Source organism: Azotobacter armeniacus, assembly GCF_054779355.1.
On sequence record NZ_BAAGYK010000165.1, the window covers coordinates 73,369 to 94,635 of the forward strand.

The 21,267-nt window shown below is 67.3% G+C and carries 23 protein-coding genes and 1 pseudogene; 11 read left to right on the forward strand and 13 right to left on the reverse strand.

Annotated elements, in window-relative coordinates; translation table 11 throughout:
• Positions 1–158: 158 nt before the first annotated feature.
• Positions 159–488: a four-helix bundle copper-binding protein gene (locus tag ACYVD0_RS22325; RefSeq protein WP_460428829.1), complete on the reverse strand. Its 330-nt coding sequence runs from the start codon at positions 486–488 to the stop codon at positions 159–161.
• A 315-nt stretch (positions 489–803) separates the two neighbouring features.
• Here ACYVD0_RS22325 and ACYVD0_RS22330 point away from each other — a divergent pair, with 315 nt between their 5' ends.
• Complete coding sequence (locus ACYVD0_RS22330) at positions 804–1,211, forward strand: SMI1/KNR4 family protein (RefSeq protein WP_460428830.1); 408 nt, start codon at positions 804–806, stop codon at positions 1,209–1,211.
• A gap of 11 nt (positions 1,212–1,222) precedes the next feature.
• Here ACYVD0_RS22330 and ACYVD0_RS22335 read toward each other — a convergent pair whose 3' ends face one another.
• Positions 1,223–2,452, reverse strand: a complete 1,230-nt coding sequence (locus ACYVD0_RS22335; RefSeq protein ID WP_460428906.1) for a nucleoside recognition domain-containing protein — start codon at positions 2,450–2,452, stop codon at positions 1,223–1,225.
• Positions 2,453–2,583: 131 nt separating this feature from the next.
• Here ACYVD0_RS22335 and wrbA point away from each other — a divergent pair, with 131 nt between their 5' ends.
• Together wrbA and ACYVD0_RS22345 are read left to right on the forward strand one after the other, a co-directional pair.
• Positions 2,584–3,180: an NAD(P)H:quinone oxidoreductase gene (gene wrbA / locus ACYVD0_RS22340; RefSeq protein WP_460428831.1), complete on the forward strand. Its 597-nt coding sequence runs from the start codon at positions 2,584–2,586 to the stop codon at positions 3,178–3,180.
• Between the two features lie 305 nt (positions 3,181–3,485).
• Positions 3,486–5,075 carry a diguanylate cyclase gene (locus ACYVD0_RS22345; protein WP_460428832.1) on the forward strand — a complete coding sequence of 530 codons (1,590 nt, stop codon included), beginning with the start codon at positions 3,486–3,488 and terminating at the stop codon, positions 5,073–5,075.
• 63 nt (positions 5,076–5,138) lie between these two features.
• Here the strand turns inward: ACYVD0_RS22345 and ACYVD0_RS22350 are convergent, their stop codons facing one another.
• Positions 5,139–5,453, reverse strand: coding sequence for a c-type cytochrome (locus ACYVD0_RS22350; RefSeq protein WP_460428833.1), 315 nt, complete (start codon positions 5,451–5,453; stop codon positions 5,139–5,141).
• A gap of 287 nt (positions 5,454–5,740) precedes the next feature.
• Here ACYVD0_RS22350 and ACYVD0_RS22355 point away from each other — a divergent pair, with 287 nt between their 5' ends.
• Together ACYVD0_RS22355 and ACYVD0_RS22360 are read left to right on the forward strand one after the other, a co-directional pair.
• Entirely contained in the window at positions 5,741–6,175 is a 435-nt protein-coding gene (locus ACYVD0_RS22355; protein ID WP_460428834.1) for a hypothetical protein, read from the forward strand.
• Positions 6,176–6,264: 89 nt separating this feature from the next.
• Positions 6,265–6,417 (forward strand): annotated as a pseudogene (locus tag ACYVD0_RS22360) (DUF748 domain-containing protein); the annotation flags it as partial.
• Positions 6,418–6,589: 172 nt separating this feature from the next.
• Here ACYVD0_RS22360 and ACYVD0_RS22365 read toward each other — a convergent pair.
• Positions 6,590–7,345 carry an alpha/beta hydrolase family protein gene (locus tag ACYVD0_RS22365; RefSeq protein WP_460428835.1) on the reverse strand — a complete coding sequence of 252 codons (756 nt, stop codon included), beginning with the start codon at positions 7,343–7,345 and terminating at the stop codon, positions 6,590–6,592.
• A complete protein-coding gene (locus tag ACYVD0_RS22370; RefSeq protein WP_460428907.1) occupies positions 7,332–8,447 on the reverse strand; it encodes a DUF3182 family protein in 1,116 nt (371 codons plus the stop codon). The genes ACYVD0_RS22365 and ACYVD0_RS22370 overlap by 14 nt, the downstream gene beginning before the upstream one ends.
• Positions 8,448–8,664: 217 nt before the next feature.
• On the opposite strand from ACYVD0_RS22370, the gene ACYVD0_RS22375 reads away from it, so the two are divergent.
• The gene (locus ACYVD0_RS22375) at positions 8,665–9,138 is read left to right on the forward strand and encodes a hemerythrin domain-containing protein (RefSeq protein WP_460428836.1); all 474 of its coding nucleotides are present in this window, start codon (positions 8,665–8,667) and stop codon (positions 9,136–9,138) included.
• Between the two features lie 99 nt (positions 9,139–9,237).
• Here ACYVD0_RS22375 and ACYVD0_RS22380 read toward each other — a convergent pair whose 3' ends face one another.
• The gene (locus ACYVD0_RS22380) at positions 9,238–9,462 is read right to left on the reverse strand and encodes a hypothetical protein (protein ID WP_460428908.1); all 225 of its coding nucleotides are present in this window, start codon (positions 9,460–9,462) and stop codon (positions 9,238–9,240) included.
• A gap of 160 nt (positions 9,463–9,622) precedes the next feature.
• Between ACYVD0_RS22380 and ACYVD0_RS22385 the strand changes: the two genes are divergently transcribed.
• Positions 9,623–10,117, forward strand: a complete 495-nt coding sequence (locus ACYVD0_RS22385; protein ID WP_460428837.1) for an MgtC/SapB family protein — start codon at positions 9,623–9,625, stop codon at positions 10,115–10,117.
• 30 nt (positions 10,118–10,147) lie between these two features.
• Here the strand turns inward: ACYVD0_RS22385 and ACYVD0_RS22390 are convergent, their stop codons facing one another.
• Together ACYVD0_RS22390 and ACYVD0_RS22395 are read right to left on the reverse strand one after the other, a co-directional pair.
• Entirely contained in the window at positions 10,148–11,125 is a 978-nt protein-coding gene (locus ACYVD0_RS22390; RefSeq protein ID WP_460428838.1) for a copper resistance protein B, read from the reverse strand.
• Positions 11,122–12,876 (reverse strand): copper resistance system multicopper oxidase, encoded by a 1,755-nt coding sequence (locus ACYVD0_RS22395; protein WP_460428839.1) that lies wholly within the window; start codon positions 12,874–12,876, stop codon positions 11,122–11,124. The genes ACYVD0_RS22390 and ACYVD0_RS22395 overlap by 4 nt, the downstream gene beginning before the upstream one ends.
• 226 nt (positions 12,877–13,102) lie before the next feature.
• Between ACYVD0_RS22395 and ACYVD0_RS22400 the strand changes: the two genes are divergently transcribed.
• A complete protein-coding gene (locus tag ACYVD0_RS22400; RefSeq protein WP_460428840.1) occupies positions 13,103–13,435 on the forward strand; it encodes an ElaB/YgaM/YqjD family protein in 333 nt (110 codons plus the stop codon).
• A gap of 204 nt (positions 13,436–13,639) precedes the next feature.
• Here the strand turns inward: ACYVD0_RS22400 and aroE are convergent, their stop codons facing one another.
• Together aroE and hemF are read right to left on the reverse strand one after the other, a co-directional pair.
• Positions 13,640–14,452 (reverse strand): shikimate dehydrogenase, encoded by an 813-nt coding sequence (gene aroE, locus ACYVD0_RS22405; RefSeq protein WP_460428841.1) that lies wholly within the window; start codon positions 14,450–14,452, stop codon positions 13,640–13,642.
• A gap of 264 nt (positions 14,453–14,716) precedes the next feature.
• Positions 14,717–15,631 carry an oxygen-dependent coproporphyrinogen oxidase gene (hemF, locus tag ACYVD0_RS22410; protein ID WP_460428842.1) on the reverse strand — a complete coding sequence of 305 codons (915 nt, stop codon included), beginning with the start codon at positions 15,629–15,631 and terminating at the stop codon, positions 14,717–14,719.
• A 192-nt stretch (positions 15,632–15,823) separates the two neighbouring features.
• Here hemF and ACYVD0_RS22415 point away from each other — a divergent pair, with 192 nt between their 5' ends.
• Positions 15,824–16,801, forward strand: coding sequence for an MDR/zinc-dependent alcohol dehydrogenase-like family protein (locus tag ACYVD0_RS22415; protein ID WP_460428843.1), 978 nt, complete (start codon positions 15,824–15,826; stop codon positions 16,799–16,801).
• Here the strand turns inward: ACYVD0_RS22415 and ACYVD0_RS22420 are convergent.
• From ACYVD0_RS22420 to ACYVD0_RS22430, 3 genes are all read right to left on the reverse strand, one after another.
• Entirely contained in the window at positions 16,798–17,355 is a 558-nt protein-coding gene (locus ACYVD0_RS22420; RefSeq protein WP_460428844.1) for an L-threonylcarbamoyladenylate synthase, read from the reverse strand. The two genes, ACYVD0_RS22415 and ACYVD0_RS22420, sit on opposite strands and share 4 nt — an antisense overlap.
• A 62-nt stretch (positions 17,356–17,417) precedes the next feature.
• On the reverse strand, positions 17,418–18,518 hold the full coding sequence (gene dprA, locus ACYVD0_RS22425; protein ID WP_460428845.1) for a DNA-processing protein DprA: 1,101 nt from the start codon (positions 18,516–18,518) through the stop codon (positions 17,418–17,420).
• A gap of 60 nt (positions 18,519–18,578) precedes the next feature.
• Entirely contained in the window at positions 18,579–19,604 is a 1,026-nt protein-coding gene (locus ACYVD0_RS22430) for a LysM peptidoglycan-binding domain-containing protein (RefSeq protein ID WP_460428846.1), read from the reverse strand.
• 153 nt (positions 19,605–19,757) lie between these two features.
• On the opposite strand from ACYVD0_RS22430, the gene def reads away from it, so the two are divergent.
• Together def and fmt are read left to right on the forward strand one after the other, a co-directional pair.
• Complete coding sequence (gene def, locus ACYVD0_RS22435) at positions 19,758–20,264, forward strand: peptide deformylase (RefSeq protein WP_460428847.1); 507 nt, start codon at positions 19,758–19,760, stop codon at positions 20,262–20,264.
• Positions 20,265–20,321: 57 nt separating this feature from the next.
• On the forward strand, positions 20,322–21,266 hold the full coding sequence (fmt, locus tag ACYVD0_RS22440) for a methionyl-tRNA formyltransferase (RefSeq protein WP_460428848.1): 945 nt from the start codon (positions 20,322–20,324) through the stop codon (positions 21,264–21,266).
• Position 21,267: the final 1 nt, after the last annotated feature.

Here is a 21,267-nt window from a genome sequence, read left to right on the forward strand (position 1 = left end):
TTGGGCCGGGTTCATAAGGCGCAGCTATCGTCAAACTCCAGCATGCCACCTGGATGCGTCACTATAATGACGGCGAACTCATATAGCGGTCGGCTTTCAGCCCCCTGCCGGCCGATCCTTGCTGCATGGATATGCCTTGTTGTCGCGTTTCGACGGCGTTAGGCGGCCATCCGCTCGCACTCCTCGGCGCACGACCGGCAGGCCTGGGCACAGCGCTGGCAGTGGTCGGCCCCATGCCGGGCGCATTCCTCGCCGCAGGCGCGGCAGACTTCCGCGCATTGCCTGCAGAAGGCCGAGGCGTAATCGCTTTCCCGTGCCATCAGCGTGGCCGCCAGCTTGCAGAAGGCGGCGCAATCCAGGTCCAGTTCAATGCAGCGTGCCATCGCCTGTACATTGTCCTCACGCAGACAGGAGGCCGCACAGGTTTCGCAAGCCCAGGCACAACTGCTGCATGCCTGGATGCAGGATTCATACATGGGAGTGTTCATGCTCGTTCTCCTTCGCTCGGTAGTGGACAGGAACAAACTGCGAAAGGCCGTGGTCCTTCGGTGGATGGGGGTCCGGCAGGAAAGTTTCCCCCGAAGGGACGAATGGCTTGGCGCAAGACTGCCGGAGAACAGGCTTGCAACCAGCCTGTGCAAGCCGAGGTCTGCATGGGAAGCGCCAGCGGCATCGCACCGATGGCGATAGCGGAAGCCTGGACAATGCGCAGCCAGGCTGCAGTACCTGCGACGTGCTGCGATTCTGCTCGCCGGGGCGCTGGGGTATAAAGCGCGCATTTATTGCCTGAGGACGAACGAGCCGTGGAAGATGTCATCGAACAATTGCGCGAGCTGAACGAGCCCGTGCCGGTGCCCCTGGAGTTGCCCGACGAAGACCTGCTGGTGGAGGTCGAGGAGCTGCTTCTGCTCAACCTGCCCTTCGAACTGCGCGAGTTCCTGCTCAAGGTCAGCGATGTGGTCTACGGCAGCCTGGAGCCGGTGACCGTCACCGATCCCCAGTCGCACACCTACCTGCCGGAAGTCGCCGCGGTCGCCTGGGACCTGGGCGTGCCGCGCGACCTGGTGCCGCTGTGCCAGGCCAGTCGCGACTACTACGTAGTGGACATCGAGGGCCAGGTACTGCTGTGGAGCGGCGACAGCGATGAGCTGACCGATGAGAGCTGGGACTCGGTGTGGCACTGGGCGAAGGACGTCTGGCTGGAAAGTTGAGACCGCCCGCTTCAGCCGAAGAACCAGTAGCACACCCCGATCGCCGCCAGCACGCCGCAAAAGTCCGCCAGCAGGGCACAGCCCACCGCATGGCGGGCGCGCTGGATGCCGACCGCGCCGAAGTACACCGCCAGCACATAGAAGGTGGTTTCGGTGCTGCCCTGCACGGTGGCGGCGACCAGCGCAGGGAAGCTGTCAACCCCGTGGGTCTGCATGGTCTCGATCAGCATGGCGCGCGCCGCGCTGCCGGAGAAGGGCTTGACCAGCGCGGTGGGCAGGGCGTCGATGAAGCGGACGTCCCAGCCGGCCGCCCCGGCCAGCCAGCGCAGGCCCTCCAGCGCGTAGTCCAGCGCCCCGGAGGCGCGCAGCACGCCCACCGCGCAGAGCATGGCGACCAGGTAGGGCAAGAGGTTCCTCGCCACCTCGAAACCTTCCTTGGCGCCTTCGACGAAGTGTTCGTAGACCGCCACCTTGCGCAGCGCGCCGAGCAGCAGGAACAGCAGGATCAGGCTGAACAGCACCAGGTTGCCGAGCAGCGAGGACAGCGCCGCCAGCGCCGTCGCCGAGAGTCCGGCGAGCAGCGCCATGAAGGTACCGAGCAGCAGCACGCCGGGCAGCAGGTAGGCGAGCACCACCGGGTCCCAGAGCTTCAGCCGTTGCATGAAAGCGACACCGAGCAGCCCGGCCAGGCTCGAGGCGCTGGTCGCCAGCAGGATCGGCAGGAACACCAGGGTCGGGTCGTCGGCGCCCTGCTGGGCGCGATACATGAAGATCGACACCGGCAGCAGGGTCAGCGAGGAGGCGTTGAGCACCAGAAAGAGGATTTGCGCGTTGCTCGCCGTGGTCGCGCTGGGATTGAGCTCCTGCAGGGCGCGCATCGCCTTGAGGCCGATCGGCGTGGCGGCGTTGTCCAGGCCCAGGCCGTTGGCGGCGAAGTTGAGGGTGATCAACCCGAGCGCCGGGTGGCCAGAGGGCACTTCCGGCATCAGCCGGCGGAACAGCGGACCGAGCAGGCGCGCCAGGAGCTCCACCAGCCCGGCCTGTTCGGCGATGCGCAGGAAGCCCAGCCAGAGGGTGAGGGTGCCGAACAGCAAAATCATCACCTCCACCGCCAGCTTGGCCATGGCGAACAGGCCGTCCACCATGGCGGCGAACACCGCGGGCTCGCCGCCCAGCAGCCAGCGGCCGAAGGCGGTCAGTGCGGCGATCAGGAAAAAACCCAGCCAGAGGCCATTGAGCATGTCGATCTCCCGGAAAGCGTGACCGCGCATGATAGCGAGTCCGCCGCGCCCCCCGCAGCCGGGCTCGCCGCAGCGGCGCCGGGGCACTGCTATACCTGTCTGATCCGCTCAGCGACCCGGGAGACAGTGCCATGAAGAAGATTCTCATCCTCTATTACTCCATGTACGGCCATATCGAGCGCATGGCCGAAGCGGTGGCCGACGGCGCGCGCAGCGTGCCGGGCGTGGAGGTGACCCTCAAGCGGGTGCCCGAGACCATGCCCGAGGAAGTGGCGCGCAAGGCCGGCGCCAAGCTGGACCAGGCAGCGCCGGTGGCCGATCCGAAAGAGCTGGCCGACTACGATGCCATCCTGTTCGGCACGCCAACGCGCTTCGGCAACATGGCCGGGCAGATGCGCAACTTCCTCGACCAGACCGGCGGGCTGTGGGTCAGCGGCGCGCTGGTCGGCAAGTTCGCCAGCGTGTTCACCAGCACCGGCACCGGCGGCGGTTCGGAAACCACCATCACCTCGTTCTGGCACACCCTGGCGCACCTGGGCATGGTGATCGTTGGCCTGCCCTATGTGCTGCCGGAACTCAGCGACATCAGCGAACTGCGCGGCGGCTCGCCCTACGGCGCGGCGACCATCGCCGGAGCGGACGGCGCGCGCCGGCCGAGCGAGAAGGAGCTGATCCTGGCCAGCTTCCAGGGCGCCCATGTGGCCCGCCTGACGGTACGCATGCAATAGGGAGCGGGTTGCCGTTGCGGCATGCCCGATTTCCGACCATTGACCCAAGACATGACCTGAAAGGCTTTTCTGTAAGAACGTTTTGATATCAAAATTCGCCAAGTATCCGACGGCACCATTCTTGGAGGAGTGGCGCCGCTTTCTTCAGCTGGCTGGCGGCTTGGATGCAGGATCCGGCCTGGCGCCGGAGCGGGGGCGTGACAGCGTGCGCCCTGCGTAGTCGAACGGATCGAGAATGGGCGCCCGTATTCCATTGGAGTTGGACAAGGGAGCTTGCCGGTGGGCATTTTTCCCTCAGAGACCTTATGCATCACCTTGATCTGCGCCGACTTATCCTGCTGTTGACAATCACCGCCACCCTGCTGACTTTCGCCAACAGCTTCCATGCCAGTTATCAGACCCTGCATCACCAGCTGATAGCCCAGGCGCTGGAGACCAACCGGGCCTATGCCGCCAAGCTGGCCCACAGCACGGACAACTTCCTCAAGGCGGCGCAGCAGCAGCTCGCCTACAGCGCCGACCTGCTGCCGGAAATGCTCGACCAGGCGGAGCGGCTCGACGCCGAGGTCGGGCGCCTGAAGGAACAGACCGACACCTTCAACGGGGTCTTTGTCGTACGCACCGACGGCACGGTACTGGCCGCCGCGTCGGGAGGGCTGAGGCTGGTCGATACCGTCCTGAAAAACCCGGGTTCCCGGGTGGCCCTGGCCGAGCGCCGGCCCATGATCAGCGCGCCTTACGTCGGCCCCCGGGGCCATCTGCTGATCCTCATCTCGCAGCCGATCCTCGCCTCGGACGGCCGCTATCTGGGTTTTGTCGGCGGCGCCATCCACCTGGAAAAAAACGACGGCAGCCTCCAGGCGCTGCTCGGCGAGCACTATTACAAGGATGGCTCGCAGCTGTATGTGGTAGACCGCAACCGGCATCTGATCCATCACCAGAATCCGTCCCGTACCGGTGAGATCGTCACCGGCAATCCGGCCATCGAGGCCGTGCTCCGGGGCGAGGAGGGCAGCCGGCGGCTGTTCAACTCGAAAGGCATCGACCTGCTCGCCGGCTATGCCCCGGTGGCCAGCACCGGCTGGGGCGTCATCGCCCAGCGGCCCAGCGAGGCCACGCTGGCCGCGCTGGATGGGCTGATGGTGGAGATCCTGCTCAATGCGCTGCCGTTCTTCATCCTGATGCTGGCGGTCCTCTGGTGGCTGTCGAAGCTGATCGCACGGCCTTTGCGGCAATTAGCCATCACAGCCCGGCACTGGGAGTTCTCCAATGCCCAGGAGCAGATCCGCCAGGTGCATTCCTGGTATTTCGAAGCCAGACAGCTCAAGCTCGCCATGCTGGGGGGGCTGGCACTGCTGCACAGCAAGCTGGGCCGGCTCAACCAGGAAAACCTCACCGATCCGCTGACCGGGCTGACCAACCGGCGGGGCCTGCAACTCGCCCTCGAGCGGTGGCAGGCGCAGCGTCGGCCCTTTGCGGTGATTGCCGTGGATATCGATCATTTCAAACAGGTCAACGACATCTATGGCCACGATATCGGCGACCTGGTGCTGCAGCATGTGAGCCGGCTGATGGTCAGTGTCTCGCGCAGCAGCGATCTGGTCTGCCGGGGCGGCGGCGAGGAATTCACCCTGCTGCTGCCGGAGGCCGGCCTGGAGGTGGCCACACAGGTCGCCGAGCGGCTGCGCAGCCTGATCAGCCATACGCAAAGTCCCACCGGCTCCTTCGTCACCATCTCGGCCGGGGTCGCCCACTGGCCGAGCTGTGCCGCTTCGGTGGCGGCGGTTCTCAAGTTGGCCGACGCAGCGCTGTACCGGGCCAAGCGCGACGGCCGCAACCGCATCGTGGTGACCGGCCAGACAGAGGTAGGGAACGAAGATGCGCCGGTGAGCTGACGGCGACAAGCGGGAGGGAAAAGGAGGAGAGGGGGCGCCGGGCAGGCCGGCGTCCCGGGGCGCTTACTTCTGGCTCAGGACCCACTCGGCGAGGGTCTGGGCTTCCGCCTCGGTGACCGCGTTCGGCGGCATCGGGATCTGACCCCAGTTGCCCGAACCGCCGTTCTTGATCTTGGCGGCGAGCATGCTGGTGGCATCGGCCTGACCGGCATACTTGGCGGCGACTTCCTTGAAAGCGGGGCCGACCAGCTTGCTGTCGATAGAGTGGCAGACCGTACAGCCCTTGGTCTTGTACAGCTCGCCGTCGCCCTCGGCCAGGGCGGGCTGCAGAGCCAGCGCGCCGCCGAGGGCGAGCAACAGAATCAAGATCTTTTTCATATTTTTCACTTCCTCAAGGCTAACAAAGACGGGGCAATACACGCTCGCCTTAGTCCGGCAAGGATCATACCGAATGCCCCCTTATTCACGTTAGAGTCAAGGTCTAGGCAAATCAATCCTTTCACGCGCTTTCGGGCACCGTCTTCGCCAACGGCGATGCGCGGGGAAGCTTGCTGCGCAGGGCGCCGTCGGTCCTCCTGCGGCGAACTCTCATCATGGCACGCCGGTCCGACTCGAAAGGGCTGGCATTCGCGCCAAGACTTCCACGCTGCCTCCAGGAGCATCCCATGAACCGCCTACTATCCATCGGGGTTTTTCTCTGCGCCGGATTGTCCAGCCCGCTGCTGTTCGCCGAGGCTTGCCATGTGACGGAGCAACTGGCTGTGGCCGGAACCGCGACCGATGTCATGGAGTCCTGCTTCGAGTACCGCGGCATGCCGGCCGGCTCGCTGGACTGGGCCTGCAGCACCGGGACGAACTCCGTGTCCGGGGCGCACAAGGAAAAGCGCGCGAACTGCCCAGGCGACTATTTCGGCAAATGCAGCGCGGCATTGACCCAGGAAACCCTGGCCAACGAGGAGGCCAGGGGCCAATACGGCCAAGGCACATGGCCGGACCCGCTGCCGGACGATGCGCAGATCGTGACTTATTACTATCAGGTGCAGAATCAGGCGCAGACCCGTATCGACTGCGAGAACAGCGGCGGGAAATGGTCGCAGTAGCGGCTGTCGGTATGGATGAATACCCTTAGAGCCCATGAAAAAACGCTATGGTCTGCCCCTCGTCGAGCTCGGTCTGGCCCTGCTCCTGGTGGCGCGGCGCCTATCGCATCGAGGGGCTGAAGATCGTCAAGTAGGAAGGGCGGATTCCGGTACCCTTTCTCGAGGTGCCCGGCATCGACCTGGCGGTGAGCTGGGATTCGCTCTGGCATGACCGCGCCGTGGTCGCCCGGGCGGTCCTCGAGCTGCAGAACATCAGCCCCCTGCAGGCGTTCGTCGCGATCCTGCGCAACGCTTTCGTGCAGGCCTTCACGCCGCGTTTCGAGCGGGCGCTGGAAGAAGAGGGCTAGATGCCATTCCCCGCAGCCCCCTGCCAGGCAGGCTGGCACCTCTCCCGCTCCGCTGATCCCCCCGCGCCTATTCCCGATGGATGTTTCTGACCCGTGACCCGACCACCATCTCGGTCACCCATTGCACCAGGATCGAGGTGTAGGCCTGCTGGCAGGTGTCGACGCTCAGCGCGTGGTCGGCGCCGTCGATGATCCGGTAGGTCAGCGAATGGGCCCCGATGAAGGCGCTGCGGTAGCTCATGATCGTGGTGTGGGGAATCAGGCTGTCGTGCTCCGACTCGACGATCAGCACGTCTCCGCGAAACGCCGCGCAGGCCGCCAGCGCGCGGTTGTCGGCAGCCGTCAGCGGCGAGTGCCGGTACAGCTGCAGATCCTGGCGGTCGAGCTCGCGCTTCGGGCGGGTCCATTCGGCGTCCCGGTACAGGGCCGGCACGCGCAGGCCAAGCCACTTCACCGGACGCAGGGAGGTGAGGATGCTGGCCAGGTAGCCGCCGTAGCTGCTGCCGACCACGGCGATGGATTCGCTGTCGATGGCCGGATGCCCGGCCAGCAGGTCGTAGGCCGCGACGATGTCGCGCAGATTGTCCTCCCGCGTGACCCCCTGCTGCTGCGCCAGAGTGCCGCCGTGACCGCGCATGTCGAAGGTCAGGCAGACGCAGCCGAGCCCAGCGATACCCCGCGCGCGTTTCAAGTCGCGCTCCTGGCTGCCGCCCCAGCCGTGTACGAACAGCAACCCCGGCATCTGGGTATCCGGGGTGAGAAAGGTGCCGGCGAGCCGCTCATTCTCCACCAGCAGATCGACGCTTTCGCTACGGGTTGCCATAGTCCGTTATTACCACGCATTTGGTCATGTAGCCGACGTCCGGGTCCTCGCCGCGGAACAATACGGAAGCCTGGGGGGGTGCGACTTGCGCCTCGCCGAACAGTTCCAGGGAGGACGCCCGCACAACCCGCGCACCGGCCCGGAACACCTCCAGCGCAGCAATTTCGGCGCTGCTGGCGCCGCCGAGGCGCCAGGACTGCTCGAGCACCCCGGAGCGGGTACGTCCCCGGCTGTCCAGCCCGCGGGCGATGTCATAATTGCGCCGCGAGGCGAAGAAGCCGGCGAAACTGTCGATGGCGGCGGCGTCGTAGATCCGCGCCTGCTGCACGGCAAGGCGTACCGGCTCGTCCAGCTCGAGGGCGAGCAGCGCCTCGAAACAGCCGGCCACCACCACCAAATCCGAGCCGCCATAGACCTCTTCGCCCTGGTTGTCGATGGTCAGCCGCTGGGTCCCGCAATAGGTCGCCAGCAGGTCGCCGACCTGCACCTGACCGACGCTATAGGTGGACACCTGCTCCAGATGCTCCTCCAGCACCAGACCGAAGCGGCCCAGCTCGCACTCGTCCAGCGCCTCCAGCTGCCGCTCCAGGTCGGTCGGGTCGGTGACCAGGCTCTGCCCCCGGCCGCCGGTCGCCAGCACCGGCTTGATCCGCAGCGGGCCCTCGGCCAGCAGCTGGCGGCCGGCCTCGCCGGCCTCTTCCCGACTGAACACGGTGAAGCCCCGCAACACAGCGTCCTCCACTCGGCGGGCGAAGGTTCGCGACCAGCCGGGCGGGGCCTGGGCACCAGCCCGCAGCAGCCCATGGGTGATCGCCTTGGTCGCCATGAAGGGCTGCGGCACCACCCCGCCGAAGAGATCCGCGGCGCTGCGCATGCCCAGCCGACGCGCGCTCTGCCGGCCGATCACGGTGCTGGTGGGAACGAAGTACAAGGGCCCCGGATAGTCGAGCTTAGGATCGTACTCGCCGGCGAACTCCAGCCCTTGCAGCAGCGCCAGACGGTGCCCCAGATCGAGGTGCACAGCCCGCTCGTGCAGGGCCTCCCGGCCGCGGTTGCTGTAGATCACCACCCTGCCTGGGCCGCTCAGTCCCTCTCGCTCCATGATTTTCTTCATCACTGCTCTCCCGGCTGGCTGGATGCGCTGGAGAGGCGGAAAAGCCGACTCCCTCACCGTTATGGACTGCCGCTGGGCCAGGAACATTCCCCTGGATGAGCGACACGCTGAAGAGACGAACGGAGGCCGGGAAACATCGAACCCGTTGGCCAGACGAGGGGTCAGCTTAGAGGCGACCCCACCTCCACAGCCAAGGAGACTGACGATGAATGCTGTCGAACTGTTGAAGCATGACCACGAGACGGTCAAGCAACTCTTTGAGCGCCTGAGCAAGACCACCGAGCGGGGTGTCAAGACGCGCGAAGAGTTGATGCGCCACCTGCATGAAGAGCTGACCGCCCACACCCGGATCGAAGAGGAGGTCTTCTACCCCGCGTTCAGGTCGGCGGGCGGCAAGGAAGGAGAGGTCCTCTTTCACGAGGCGAAGGAGGAGCACCGGGCGGTGGAGGCGCTGATCCTTCCCGATCTGGAAAAGACCGACCCGTCCAGCACCGAGTTCGCCGGCCGGGTGAAGGTGCTGAAGGACCTGGTCGAGCACCATATCGAGGAGGAGGAGCAGGAAATGCTGCCCAAGGCCAGCGAGCTGCTGGGCGAGGACCGCCTCGAGGAGCTGGGCGCGCAAATGGAAAGCCGCAAGAAGGAGCTCAAGAAGCAACTGGCCGGGGAACGGGCCGCCTGATCCGGCTGGCCTGCACCGCCGGAGCGGCGGGCAGGCCCCTCCAGCCTTCATCCGTAAATAGCCTGCATTCGACCGGCCTTGCCTGGCGCCGACCGCCAGTTACGGCTGCTGGTAATGCCCTGGCCTGGTGCCGGTCTCTTTCGGGTGAAGGATCTTGGTCACCTGCACATCGGTGATGTCTGCCGACACGTCCGAGGTGTGCAGGGCCGCGACGTGAAAGCGCGCCTGGTCGACGGAGAGGGCTTCCGCCTCCGACTCGACCTCGGTCGACTGCGGCTGGTTGTTGAGGATGTAGCTGACGAGGAAGAGGTGCTTCTTGGCCATAGGGCACTCCACCGTAGTGGGTAAATTCATGGTTTAGACTCCGCGCGCCGCGGCAATGGTTCCCTCGGCGCCGGCATACGCGTCCGCCGCTGCGGACCTGCTTTACTGAGAGCGTTTCCCGGTCATTCCACACCCATCCCAAGACTGCCGGAGAGAGAGCGTGACTGCGTGGGACGTGTTCGTTGCGACCTTGACCGACGAGTTTTCCGATCTTTCCCGACTCGATCAGGCCATTCGGGTAAGCCTGCGCCTGCTGCTGGCGGCCGTGCTCGGCGGCCTGCTGGGCTTCGAGCGCGAGCATCACGGGCATGCCGCCGGCGTGCGTACCCACATGCTGGTGACCCTGGGCGCCGCGCTGTTCGTCCTGACTCTGGAACAGGCCGGTGCCGAGCACGACGCCATGAGCCGAGTCATCCAAGGCATCGTGGCCGGGGTGGGCTTCCTCTGCGCCGGGACCATTCTGAAAAGCCGCGACCTGGCCCAGGTGAAGGGTCTGACCACCTCGGCCGGCCTCTGGCTCGCCACCGCCATCGGCGTGACGGTCGGCCTCGGCCAGCAGGCCACGGCCGTCCTCGGCACCCTGCTGGGCCTGTTCATCCTCAATGTCGTCTCCTGGCTCATCAGCCGGCTGGAGAAGAGCCGCGCCAAGGAGTAGGGCGGGACGTCGCCGGACACGCTCAGGTTGTCAGAACCACAAGCGGATGCCGGCGACGAAGCGGGCCTCCTCCTCGTCCTCGCCTTTGGCGCGGGCCAGGTCCTCGCTATTGCCATAAAGGCGGCCCCAGGTGACGCCGAGGTAGGGAGCGAACTGGCGGGTGATCTCGTAGCGCAGGCGCAGCCCGGCCTCGATCTCGCCCAGACCGGAACCGACACCGCGTTCGCGGTCGTTGCGGCCGTAGAGATTGACCTCCACGGTCGGCTGGAGGATCAGCCGGTTGGTGAGCAGGATGTCGTAGTCGCCCTCCAGGCGCAGGGAGGTCTGGCCACCCTCGCCGAGGTAGGCGGTGACTTCCGTCTCGAAGCCGTAGAAGGGCATGCCCTGGATGCCGAAGGCGCCCCAGGTCTGCGCCGAACCGGGCTTGAAGTCCTGGCGCACGCCGCCGACCAGGTCCCACCAGGGACCGATGGCATGCCCCCAGAGCATCTGGAACTCGGCCTGTTCAGTATGCCCGTTGGTCCGCTCGCCTTCCGAGCGCAGCCACAGCCGGTCGATGTCGCCGCCGATCCAGCCTGTGGCGTCCCAGACGAAGGCGCTGCCGTCGTCGGCGTCCTGGTATTCGAGCTTTTCGAAGAGCAGCAGGCTGTTGATGGAGCGACCATGGGGCGCATGGGCGGACAACATCGGGAAGGCGGCGGCGCGGTCGGCATCGCTGAGGGCAGGGATGTTCGGCGGCAGGGGCGCAGCCGGAGGCCTGCGGGCGTGGTCCATGTCGCCATGCTCTCCATGATCCTGTTCCATGCTGCCATGCTCCCCATGGCCGTGCTCCATGCCGCCGTGGCCCATCGGGCCATGCTCCATGGGCCTGGCCTGCGGCGCCGGGTGCTGTGCGTGGCCAGCGTGTCCGTCGACGGCCAGAGCGGACAGGGGCGCGGCGGCGAGGATGGCGGCGAGGATGGCGGCGGGGGGAGTGCGGGTCGGAAATCCGTGCAGGACAGCCATCATTCCTCCACCCGCACTTCGCGGAACATGCCCGTTTCCATGTGGAACATCAGATGGCAGTGGTAGGCCCAGCGGCCCAGGGCGTCGGCGGTGACGCGGTAGCTGCGCTTTGATCCGGGCGGCATGTCGATGGTGTGCTTGCGCACCAGGAAGTTGCCCTGCTCGTCCTCCAGGTCGCTCCACATGCCGTGAAGGTGGATGGGGTGGGTCATCATGGTGTCGTTGACCAGGACGATGCGCAGCCGTTCGCCGTACTTGAGGCGCAGCGGCTCGGCATCGGCGAAGGAAATGCCATCGAACGACCAGGCGAACTTCTCCATGTGGCCGGTCAGGTGCAGCTCGAGGGTGCGTCCCGGCTCGCGGCCGTCCGGATCGGTGAAAACGCTCCTGAGGTCGGCGTAGGTCAGGACCCGGCGGCCGTTGTCGCGCAGGCCGATGCCGGGGTCGTCCAGCTTGGGAGTGGGCGTCATGGTCTGCATGTCGACCAGGGGGTTGCCGGTTTCCGAGGCCGGATGAGACTGCATTTCTCCAGCTGCGCCGGCCATGTTGCCGTGATCGCCATGGGCCATGCCGGCATGCCCGGCCTGTTCGCTGCCGCCCGGCGCCGCGTCCCCGTGCGCGCCGTGATCCATGCCGCCATGCCCCATGTCGTCCATGCTCAGGCGCGGACGCGGATCGGGTTTTGGCACCGACGCGCTCAGCCCCTCGCGCAGCGCCAGGGTGCCGCGGGCGTAGCCGGTGCGGTCCAGGGACTGGGCGAACAGGGTATAGGCCTCGGCATCCTGCGGCTCGACGATGACGTCGTAGGTTTCGGCCACGGCGATGCGCAGCTCGTCGACGCTCACCGGCTCGACGTACTGTCCGTCGGCGGCCACCACGGTCATCTTCAGGCCGGGGATGCGCACGTCGAAGTAGGTCATGGCCGAGCCGTTGATCAAGCGCAGGCGGATCCGCTCACCGGGGCGGAACAGACCGGTCCAGTTACCGGCGGGAGACTGGCCGTTCAGCAGATAGGTGTAGGTGTGGGCGCTGACGTCGGCCAGGTCGGTGGGGGTCATGTTCATCGCCGCCCAGGCCTTGCGCTCGGCGACGGTCGCCGCCCAGCCATGCTCGCCGACGTCGGCGATGAAGTCGCCGACGGTGCGCTTGTGGAAATTGTAGTAGTCCGACTGCTTCTTGAGCTTCTTCAGCACGCGCGCCGGTTTCTCGTCGGTCCAGTCGCTGAGCATCACCACATAGTCGCGCTCGTACTGGAAGGGCTCCGGTTCCCGCGGGTCGATGATCAACGCGCCGAATACGCCGGTCTGCTCCTGGAAGCCCGAGTGGCTGTGGTACCAGTAGGTGCCGCTCTGTTTCACCTGGAAGCGGTATTCGTACAGACCACCCGGAGCGATGCCGTTGAAGCTCAGGCCCGGCACGCCGTCCATGTTGGCCGGCAGGAGGATGCCGTGCCAGTGGATGGAGGTATCTTCGTCCAGGCGGTTGCGCACCCGCAGGGTGACGGTGTCGCCCTCGCGCCAGCGGAGGGTGGGGCCGGGCAGGGAGCCGTTGATGGTGGTGGCGATGCGCGGCGTGCCGGTGAAGTTCACCGGGATTTCGCCGATGTCGAGCTCGAAGTCGCTGCCGGAAAGCAGCGTGGGCCGGGCGGGGCCGCTCAGCGCCCAGACCGGCGGGCGCCAGAGGCCGAAGCCGGCGAGGATACCGCCGGCGGCGAGACCCTTGACGAAGGTCCGCCGCGAGATTTTGCAATGCATGCCGTTCATTCCAGTCGGTCGGAAAAACAGGGCCGCGCGAGGCGGCACTCCGAAAACTGCCATATCCGGCCGGGACTGACGATTACATTTCTGTAAGGTGGGATGGACCCGGCGGGCGGCCTGCCCGCGGTCGAGGTGTGCGGCACACTGGACTATGCTTGCTCGACAGCGCGGCACGCCGAAGCCTGCCGCGGCACATCCATGACCACCGGACTGGAGCTGCCCCATGTCGCTGTTCAAGACCCCCCGCACGTCCCTGGCCGAAGAACGGCTCGAGAAGGAGATCCACGACCTGATGCACGCCTTGGAGCATCTCAGGACCAGCGCCTCGCGCGATACCCAGAGCAATTACGAGCGGCTCAGGGAGCGCGCCGAGGGCCTGCTGCAGCAATCCCGCCATCACTATCATGACACCCGCCACAGCCTGGCCCGCCAGTGCCACCAGGTCGGCCAGTGTACCCGCGACTGTGTCCGTGCCCATCCCTGGGCCAGCCTGGCGGTGGGAGTAGGCGCCGCCGCGCTGTTCGGCCTGCTGTTCGCCCGCGGCCGGGATCACTGAGAGCCTGTTCATGATCTGCTGCGCGTCGGCCATGCTGCGTTGAGATCGGGTTCGGAAGCCGCTTGCGGCTAACGCACTTCAGTGCGTGCCCCGAAGGGGCGAGCGGAGCGAGTCATGCTCATTTACCGCTCGTAAACTCCGCTTCGCTGCGTTGCGCCTTGCCTGACCTTAGCTCGCTAGCTCCTGAACAGGCTCTGAGCGAAGTCAGAGCTGGCGGCGCAGCTCGGCCAGCACGCTGGCAGTGTCCGGACGAACGCCGCGCCACAGCTGGAAGGATTCGGCCGCCTGCTCGACCAGCATGCCCAGGCCGTCACGGGTCCGCGTCGCGCCCTGCTGCTGAGCCCAGTGGCAGAAGGGCGTGGCCTCGCGACCGTACATCATGTCGTAGCAGAAGCCGCGGCCCGACTGGATCAGCCCGGCGGGCAGCGGCGGCAGCTCGCCGGCCAGACTCGCCGAGGTGCCGTTGACGATCAGGTCGAACGGCCCTTGCAGCGCGGCGAAAGCGCAGGCGCTCAGCGGACCGAGTTCGGCGAACTCGCCGACCAGCTGCTGCGCCTTGTCCTCGCTGCGGTTGGCGATCACCAGCGCCTCCGGGCGCTCCGCCAGCAACGGTTCGAGCACCCCGCGCACCGCGCCGCCGGCACCGAGCAGCAGGATGCGCAGTCCCTCCAGGGCCAGCCCGGCCTGCTGGAGGTCGCGCACCAGCCCGGCGCCGTCGGTGTTGTCGCCGAGCAGCGCGCCGTCTTCAAGCTTCATCAGGGTGTTCACTGCCCTGGCGCGCCTGGCGCGGGAAGTGAGCTCGTCGGCCAGGCGGAAGGCGTCCTCCTTGAAGGGCACGGTGACATTGGCGCCCTTGCCGTCCGCGAAGAAGGCGCGGGCAGCCCCGGCGAAATCATCCAGCGGCGCCAGCAGGGGCTCGTAGCTGAGCACCTGGCCGGTCTGCTTGGCGAACAGGCGGTGGATCTGCGGCGACTTGCTGTGGCCGATGGGGTTGCCGAACACGGCGTAGTGGTCCATGGGAAGAAGATCCTCCGGCGGAGAAGGGGGAGCCTGCGGCCACCCGCACCTCAAAGAATTTGTGGTCTGCCCATGCTGGCGGGCTTGTCCTGAGCGGAACTCTCGCGCGGCGAGGTTCCACCTTTCTACCGAGCCGGGGAGGGAAAGGCCTGTGGCCGTTTCCCACCCTGTACGGGTCGTGCGCCGGAATGACACCCGGCTTGCCGCGCGACAGCGAACCGGCATGGGCGGCGCGATAACGCCCTTAGCCTCTCCTGCGCAGGCTCAGGCCTGAGCCAGCCAGTCACGGTCGGTGAGGAAATACTCGGTCAGGCGCGCCTCGGGCGTGCCCGTTTCCGGCTTCCAATCGTAGCCCCAGCGCACCTGCGCCGGCAGCGACATGAGGATCGACTCGGTGCGCCCGCCGGACTGCAGGCCGAACAGGGTGCCGCGGTCGTAGACCAGGTTGAACTCCACGTAGCGGCCCCGGCGATAGGCCTGGAACTCGCGCTCGCGCTCGCCGTAGGGGGTGTCCTTGCGCTTCTGCACAATGGGCAGATAGGCCTCGATGTAGGCATCGCCGACGGCGCGCAGGAAGGCGAAGGTGGTTTCGAAATCCCACTCGTTGAGGTCGTCGAAGAACAGGCCGCCGATACCGCGCGGCTCGTTGCGATGCTTGAGGTGGAAGTAGCGGTCGCACCATTCCTTGAAGCGCGGGTAGACGTCGGCACCGAAGGGTGCGCAGGCGTCGCTGGCGGCCTGGTGCCAGAACACGCAGTCTTCCTCGACCGCATAGTAGGGGGTCAGGTCGAAGCCGCCGCCGAACCACCAGACCGGCGCCTCGCCCTCCTTCTCGGCGACGAACAGCCGCACGTTGGCGTGGGAGGTCGGCACGTGGGGGTTGCGCGGGTGGATCACCAGGGACACGCCGAGGGCCTGGAAGCCCCGTCCGGCCAGTTCCGGGCGGTGGGCGCTGGCCGACGGCGGCAGGCCGACGCCGTGCACGTGGGAGAAGTTGACGCCACCCTTCTCGATCAGCGCGCCGCTCTCCATCACCCGGGTACGTCCACCGCCGCCGCCCTCGCGTATCCAGGCGTCCTCGCGAAAGCGCGCGCTGCCGTCCTCGGCCTCGAGGGCGGAGCAGATACGGTCTTGCAGGTCGAGCAGGTAGGCCTTCACGGCCTCGATTCGATCGTTCACGGCATCTCCCATGTTGAAAACGGCACCAGACAAGGCGGCCGATGGACGGCCCTGGATGCCCGGACGGGCCGCTAGCATAGCATTGCGCAATCCCTTGCCGAAGTTGACGAGACGGAGTGCTTGACGTTTGGATAGGCGCATCCGTCGCGGCACATGGACGGGCACACCAGAGCCTCCATAGGAACAGAGCAAATGGCCAAGCGCATCCAGATCAGCCGCCACGGCGGCCCCGAGGTCCTCGAATGGGTCGACCACACACCGCCGGAACCGGGTCCGCACGAGGTCAGGGTGCGCAACCGGGCGATCGGCCTGAATTTCATCGACACCTACTACCGCAGCGGCCTCTATGCGCCGCCACAGCTGCCGTCCGGCCTCGGCCTGGAAGGCGCCGGGGTGGTCGAGGCGGTCGGCAGCCAGGTCGAACGCTTCCGGGTGGGCGAACGGGTCGCCTATGCCAACGGCCCGCTGGGCGCCTATGCCGAACTGCACGTGCTGCCGGCGGACAAGCTGGTCAGGCTGCCGGACGAAATCGATTTCGAGCAGGCCGCCGCGGTGATGCTCAAGGGCCTCACCGTACAGTACCTGCTGCGCCAGATCGGCCATTTCCAGGGCGGCGAGACCATCCTCTTCCACGCCGCGGCCGGCGGCGTCGGCAGCCTCGCCTGCCAGTGGGCCAAGGCGCTCGGCGTCAGGCTGATCGGCACCGTGGGTTCGCCGGAGAAGGCCGAGCGGGCCAGGGCCCTGGGCGCCTGGGCAACCATCGACTACAGCCGCGAGAGCGTCGCGCAGCGGGTGCTGGAGCTGACCGACGGGCGCAAGTGCCCGGTGGTCTACGACTCGGTCGGCAAGGACACCTGGGAAACCTCGCTGGACTGCGTCGCCCCGCGCGGCCTGCTGGTCAGCTTCGGCAACGCTTCCGGGCCGGTGAGCGGGGTCAACCTCGGGGTGCTGGCGCAGAAGGGCTCGCTGTTCGTCACCCGCCCGACCCTGGCCGGCTATGCCGACACGCCGGAGCGTCTGCAGGCGATGGCTGATGAGTTGTTCGCCGTGCTCGGCAGCGGTCAGGTCCGGGTCGAGATCGGCCAGCGCGTCCCCCTCGCCGAGGCCGCCCGCGCCCAGGAGGCCCTGACCGCGCGCCAGACCACTGGCTCGACCGTCCTGCTGCCCTAGGCCGGGCGGATCACCTGGCCGGTCGGCAAGTCGCGGATCAGGCTCGGGTTGCGCCGCCCACCCAGGGCGCCGTCCAGCACGGCGTCCAGTCGGCGCGGGAAGTACTGTTCGACGCGCAGCCGCGAGCGCGCAGCGGGGTGGCCGGCGGGATTGGCCGAGGTGGACACCAGCGGGCCGGCGAGGGCGCACAGCGCGCGCACGAGCGGGTGATCGCTGACGCGCAGGGCGACGCTCGCGTGGCGGCCGGTGATCCACGCCGGCAGGCGGTCGCGGTGCGGCACCAGCCAGGTGTTCGGACCCGGCCAGGTGCCGGCCAGGCGCTCCAGCCACGCCTGCGGCAGGTCGGCAAGCAGGAAGTCGAACTGACGGACGTCGGCGGCGACCAGGATCAGGCCCTTCTCCTGCGGTCGTCCCTTGAGCGCCAGCAGGCGGCGCACGGCGGCCTCGTTCCACGGGTCGCAGCCCAAGCCCCAGACGGCCTCGGTCGGATAGGCGATCACCCCGCCCTGGCGCAGCACCCGCGCCACTTGCCGCACACGCCAACTGCCATGCATCGCTTGCCTCCGGAAAAATACCCGGCGCAGTGTACCCAAGGCGCCGCTGGCGACGAAGCCCGTCAGCCGGCGCAGCCCAGCCAGCGACCGCCCTCGCAGGCCACCGCGCCGTCCAGCTCCAGTTCGGTGAGCGCCGCCAGCACCCGGGCGAGCGGCCAGCCGCTGGCCAAGGCCAGTTCCTCGCTGGTCTGCGGGGCGGCATGGAGCAGGGCCAGCAGCGGATGCGTCTCGCCGGCCGGGGGCGGCGCGACCGCCGACTGGTGCGGCGGCGCGAGGTTCTGCCAGCCGCGTAGCGCATCGAGGATGTGTTCGATGCTTTCCACCAGGGTCGCGCCGTCGCGGATCAGTTGATGGCAGCCGCGGGCACCTGGGTGGTGGATGGAACCGGGAATCGCATAGACCTCGCGGCCCTGCTCGGCAGCCAGGCGGGCGGTGATCAAGGAACCGCTGGAGGGACTGGCCTCGACCACCAGCACGCCGAGGGACAGGCCGCTGATGATGCGGTTGCGGCGGGGGAAGTTGGCTGCCTGGGGCGGGCAGTCCAGCGGCAGTTCGGAAGCCAGCGCGCCGCCGCCGGCGAGGATATCCGTCGCCAGCCGCCCGTGGCGTGCCGGATACAGCCGCTGCAGGCCGGTGCCGAGCACCGCCACGGTTCGCCCGCCGCCATCCAGCGCGCCCTGGTGGGCGGCGCCGTCGATGCCCAGGGCCAGCCCGCTGGTGATCACGAAGCCAGCACCGGCGAGATGCCGGGCGAAGGCGCGGGCAGTGTCCAGACCGGGTTTCGAGGCACGCCGGCTGCCGACTATGGCCAGCTGCGGCTGTTCCAGCAGGGCCGGGTCGCCGGCGACGAAGAGCAGCGGCGGGGCGTCGTCCAGCTCGGCCAGCAGGGCGGGGTAGCCGGGCTCGCCGAGAAACAACAGCTGCCGCTGCGCTGACTCCAGCCAGGCGAGGGCGAGGGCGGCCCGCTCACGGACCTCGGTGCTGCGCCGTGCCTCGGCACAAGTGGCCGGCAGCCCCAGCGCGCGCCAGGCGGAGGCCGGCGCGCTGAGCGCCGCCGAGGCGCTGGCGAAGGCCTCGAGCAGGCGGCGATAGCGACGCGGCCCGAGTTCGGGCAGAGCATGCAGGCGCAGGCGGGCTTCCAGTTCGGCAGGCGAGAGAGGCATGGTGCGATCATCCTTGATCGGCGGAGCGAAAGGGGAAGCGCGGCGGAATTGCTGCGCCGGTTACGGATTGCGCACCTTGTCCATCAGCGCCAGCTGGCGGCTGGCGGTGAGGATCAGGCCATAGCTGAGCCGCTCGTAGGTGCGGAACACCATCAACAGCCCGGAGCGCTCGTCGGGGATCTTCACCGGCTCGCCGGTGATGCGGTCACGCACGGTTTCGCCGGTCTTGTACACTGCCAGCACGTTGCCTTCGGCCAGGCCGTCCTGGCTGCCCCTGTTCAGGGTGACTACATCGAAGTTGCCGACCTGGGTCACCCCGCGCGGCACGTCGAGAATCACCCCGTCGATCGCAGCGGCCGGCTCGCTGGGCATGAAGGTGGAATTGACGGCCCGCTCCTCGGTGGGGAACAGGCGGTCGCCGATACGCACTTCCTGGGTCGAGCGGTTGAGCACCAGGGTGACGATGTCGCCTTCCTCGGCGACCACCTCGCCGGTGCCGATATCGTCGGCGTTGATGCCGAGGACCTCCTTGGTCTCCGGGTCGACGTAGGTCTTGCCCTGGCGGAAGAGGCCGTACGCCGCCTCGCCGGCGGAGAAGTCGCCGCGTGCGTAGACCCGGTCGCCGGCGCCGCTGACCACTCGTTCGGCATTGCCGGCGACCACGTAGGGCGCGTCCTGGAACTGCGCGGCGCCATCGACGATGCGGTTGCTGAGCAGAAAGCTGTTGATCTTTTCCAGCGGAATGGTCGGGATGGCATGGACCATCGGCGTACGGCGGATCTGCGGCGACAGCTTGATGGTGCCGCGGCTGGCGCCGCGGTTGAGCATCAGGCGCGGCTGGCCGTCGACGTAGACCAGGCTCAGTACGTCGCCCGGATAGATCAGGTGGGGATTCTCGATCTGCGGGTTGACGTGCCAGAGCTGCGGCCACTGCCAGGGTGCGCGAAGGAACTTGCCGGAGATATCCCACAGGGTGTCGCCCCGGACGACCGTGTAGCTCTGCGGATGACCCTCGCGGAGCTGCAGCTCGGCCTGCGCCAGAGAACTGCCGGCAGCCAGCAGCAGGGCGAGTAGTGATTTCCTCATGCCGTGAATCCCTTTATGATGTGCCTTCGCGTGAAACGCCGAGCGCCGTCGAATTTTCCTTCGGGATCGCGGCGTAAAGCCGTTTTTTCAATGCTGCCCAGCATCTTAGCAGCAGCCGTTTTAGATCAATTCCCAAGTGCATCACAAACGCATATGGCGATACTGAACATCCTCGAATATCCCGACCCGCGCCTGCGCACCATCGCCAAGCCCATCGAGTCGGTGGACGACGACCTTCACCAGCTGATCGACGACATGTTCGAGACCATGTACGCCGCGCCCGGCATCGGCCTGGCGGCGACCCAGGTGAACGTGCACAAACGCCTGGTGGTGATGGACCTGTCCGAGGACAAGAGCGAGCCGCGGGTATTCATCAACCCCGAGTTCGAGCCGCTCACCGCGGAGCTGGAGCCTTACCAGGAAGGTTGCCTGTCGGTGCCCGGCTTCTACGAGAACGTCGACCGCCCGCAGCAGATCCGCATCCGCGCCCTGGACCGCGACAGCCAGCCCTTCGAGCTGATCGCCGAAGGCCTGCTGGCGGTGTGCATCCAACACGAGTGCGACCACCTGAACGGCAAGCTGTTCGTCGACTACCTGTCGACGCTCAAGCGCGACCGCATCCGCAAGAAGCTGGAGAAGCAACATCGCCAACACGGCTGAGCCTGTCCCTGCGAAGGCTTGCCGCGGCAAGCCTTTTTCTTTCTCGAGCGAGAGACCATGACCCAGCCTTCGCGCATCGTCTTCGCCGGCACGCCCGAATTCGCCGCCGAACACCTCAAGGCCCTGCTGGCCGCCGGCCAGCGGCCGATCGCCGTCTACACCCAGCCGGACCGTCCCGCCGGACGCGGGCAGAAGCTGATGCCGAGCCCGGTGAAGCAGCTCGCCCAGCAGCATGCCATTCCCGTCCTGCAGCCGCCGACCCTGCGCGACCCCGCTGCCCAGGCGGAACTCGCGGCACTCGAACCCGACCTCATGCTGGTGGTCGCCTACGGGCTGATCCTGCCACAGGCGGTGCTGGACATCCCGCGCCTCGGCTGCATCAACAGCCACGCCTCGCTGCTGCCGCGCTGGCGTGGCGCTGCGCCGATCCAGCGCGCCATCGAGGCCGGCGACGGCGAATCCGGGGTCACCGTGATGCAGATGGAGGCCGGCCTAGACACCGGGCCGATGCTGCTCAAGGTCGCCACGCCGATCCATCCCGCGGACACCGGCGGCAGCCTGCACGACCGCCTGGCCGGACTGGGCGCCGCGGCGCTGGTCGAGGCCATCGACAAGCTGGCCGCCGGCGAACTCGCCGGCGAGGTGCAGAACGACGCCCTGGCGACCTATGCGCATAAGCTGAACAAGGACGAGGCGCACCTCGACTGGAGCCGTCCGGCGGTCGAGCTGGAGCGCCGGATCCGTGCCTTCGATCCCTGGCCGGTCTGCCACAGCAGCCTGAACGGCACGCCGCTGAAGGTGTTCGGTGCGAGCGTCGAGCCGGGTGGCGGAACACCGGGGACCATCCTCGCCGCCAGCCGCGACGGCCTGAGCGTCGCCTGCGGCGTCGGCGCCCTGCGCCTCACCCGCCTGCAACTGCCGGGCGGCAAGCCGCTGGCCTTCGCCGAGCTGTATAACAGCCGCCGCGAGCAGTTCGCCGTCGGCCAGGTGCTGGCGACATGAG

Bases quoted from the DNA above. Each gene is read 5' to 3' on its own strand.
- ACYVD0_RS22415 (WP_460428843.1), top strand. From the start codon at position 15,824: ATGGCCAAGCGCATCCAGATCAGCCGCCACGGCGGCCCCGAGGTCCTC.
- dprA (WP_460428845.1), bottom strand. From the start codon at position 18,518: ATGCCTCTCTCGCCTGCCGAACTGGAAGCCCGCCTGCGCCTGCATGCT.
- ACYVD0_RS22350 (WP_460428833.1), bottom strand. From the start codon at position 5,453: ATGAAAAAGATCTTGATTCTGTTGCTCGCCCTCGGCGGCGCGCTGGCT.
- ACYVD0_RS22400 (WP_460428840.1), top strand. From the start codon at position 13,103: ATGTCGCTGTTCAAGACCCCCCGCACGTCCCTGGCCGAAGAACGGCTC.
- ACYVD0_RS22420 (WP_460428844.1), bottom strand. From the start codon at position 17,355: ATGCATGGCAGTTGGCGTGTGCGGCAAGTGGCGCGGGTGCTGCGCCAG.
- wrbA (WP_460428831.1), top strand. From the start codon at position 2,584: ATGAAGAAGATTCTCATCCTCTATTACTCCATGTACGGCCATATCGAG.
- ACYVD0_RS22390 (WP_460428838.1), bottom strand. From the start codon at position 11,125: ATGATGGCTGTCCTGCACGGATTTCCGACCCGCACTCCCCCCGCCGCC.
- ACYVD0_RS22325 (WP_460428829.1), bottom strand. From the start codon at position 488: ATGAACACTCCCATGTATGAATCCTGCATCCAGGCATGCAGCAGTTGT.
- ACYVD0_RS22380 (WP_460428908.1), bottom strand. From the start codon at position 9,462: ATGGCCAAGAAGCACCTCTTCCTCGTCAGCTACATCCTCAACAACCAG.
- ACYVD0_RS22430 (WP_460428846.1), bottom strand. From the start codon at position 19,604: ATGAGGAAATCACTACTCGCCCTGCTGCTGGCTGCCGGCAGTTCTCTG.
- ACYVD0_RS22345 (WP_460428832.1), top strand. From the start codon at position 3,486: ATGCATCACCTTGATCTGCGCCGACTTATCCTGCTGTTGACAATCACC.
- ACYVD0_RS22375 (WP_460428836.1), top strand. From the start codon at position 8,665: ATGAATGCTGTCGAACTGTTGAAGCATGACCACGAGACGGTCAAGCAA.
- ACYVD0_RS22365 (WP_460428835.1), bottom strand. From the start codon at position 7,345: ATGGCAACCCGTAGCGAAAGCGTCGATCTGCTGGTGGAGAATGAGCGG.
- def (WP_460428847.1), top strand. From the start codon at position 19,758: ATGGCGATACTGAACATCCTCGAATATCCCGACCCGCGCCTGCGCACC.
- ACYVD0_RS22335 (WP_460428906.1), bottom strand. From the start codon at position 2,452: ATGCTCAATGGCCTCTGGCTGGGTTTTTTCCTGATCGCCGCACTGACC.
- ACYVD0_RS22355 (WP_460428834.1), top strand. From the start codon at position 5,741: ATGAACCGCCTACTATCCATCGGGGTTTTTCTCTGCGCCGGATTGTCC.
- ACYVD0_RS22395 (WP_460428839.1), bottom strand. From the start codon at position 12,876: ATGCATTGCAAAATCTCGCGGCGGACCTTCGTCAAGGGTCTCGCCGCC.
- ACYVD0_RS22370 (WP_460428907.1), bottom strand. From the start codon at position 8,447: ATGGAGCGAGAGGGACTGAGCGGCCCAGGCAGGGTGGTGATCTACAGC.
- fmt (WP_460428848.1), top strand. From the start codon at position 20,322: ATGACCCAGCCTTCGCGCATCGTCTTCGCCGGCACGCCCGAATTCGCC.
- aroE (WP_460428841.1), bottom strand. From the start codon at position 14,452: ATGGACCACTACGCCGTGTTCGGCAACCCCATCGGCCACAGCAAGTCG.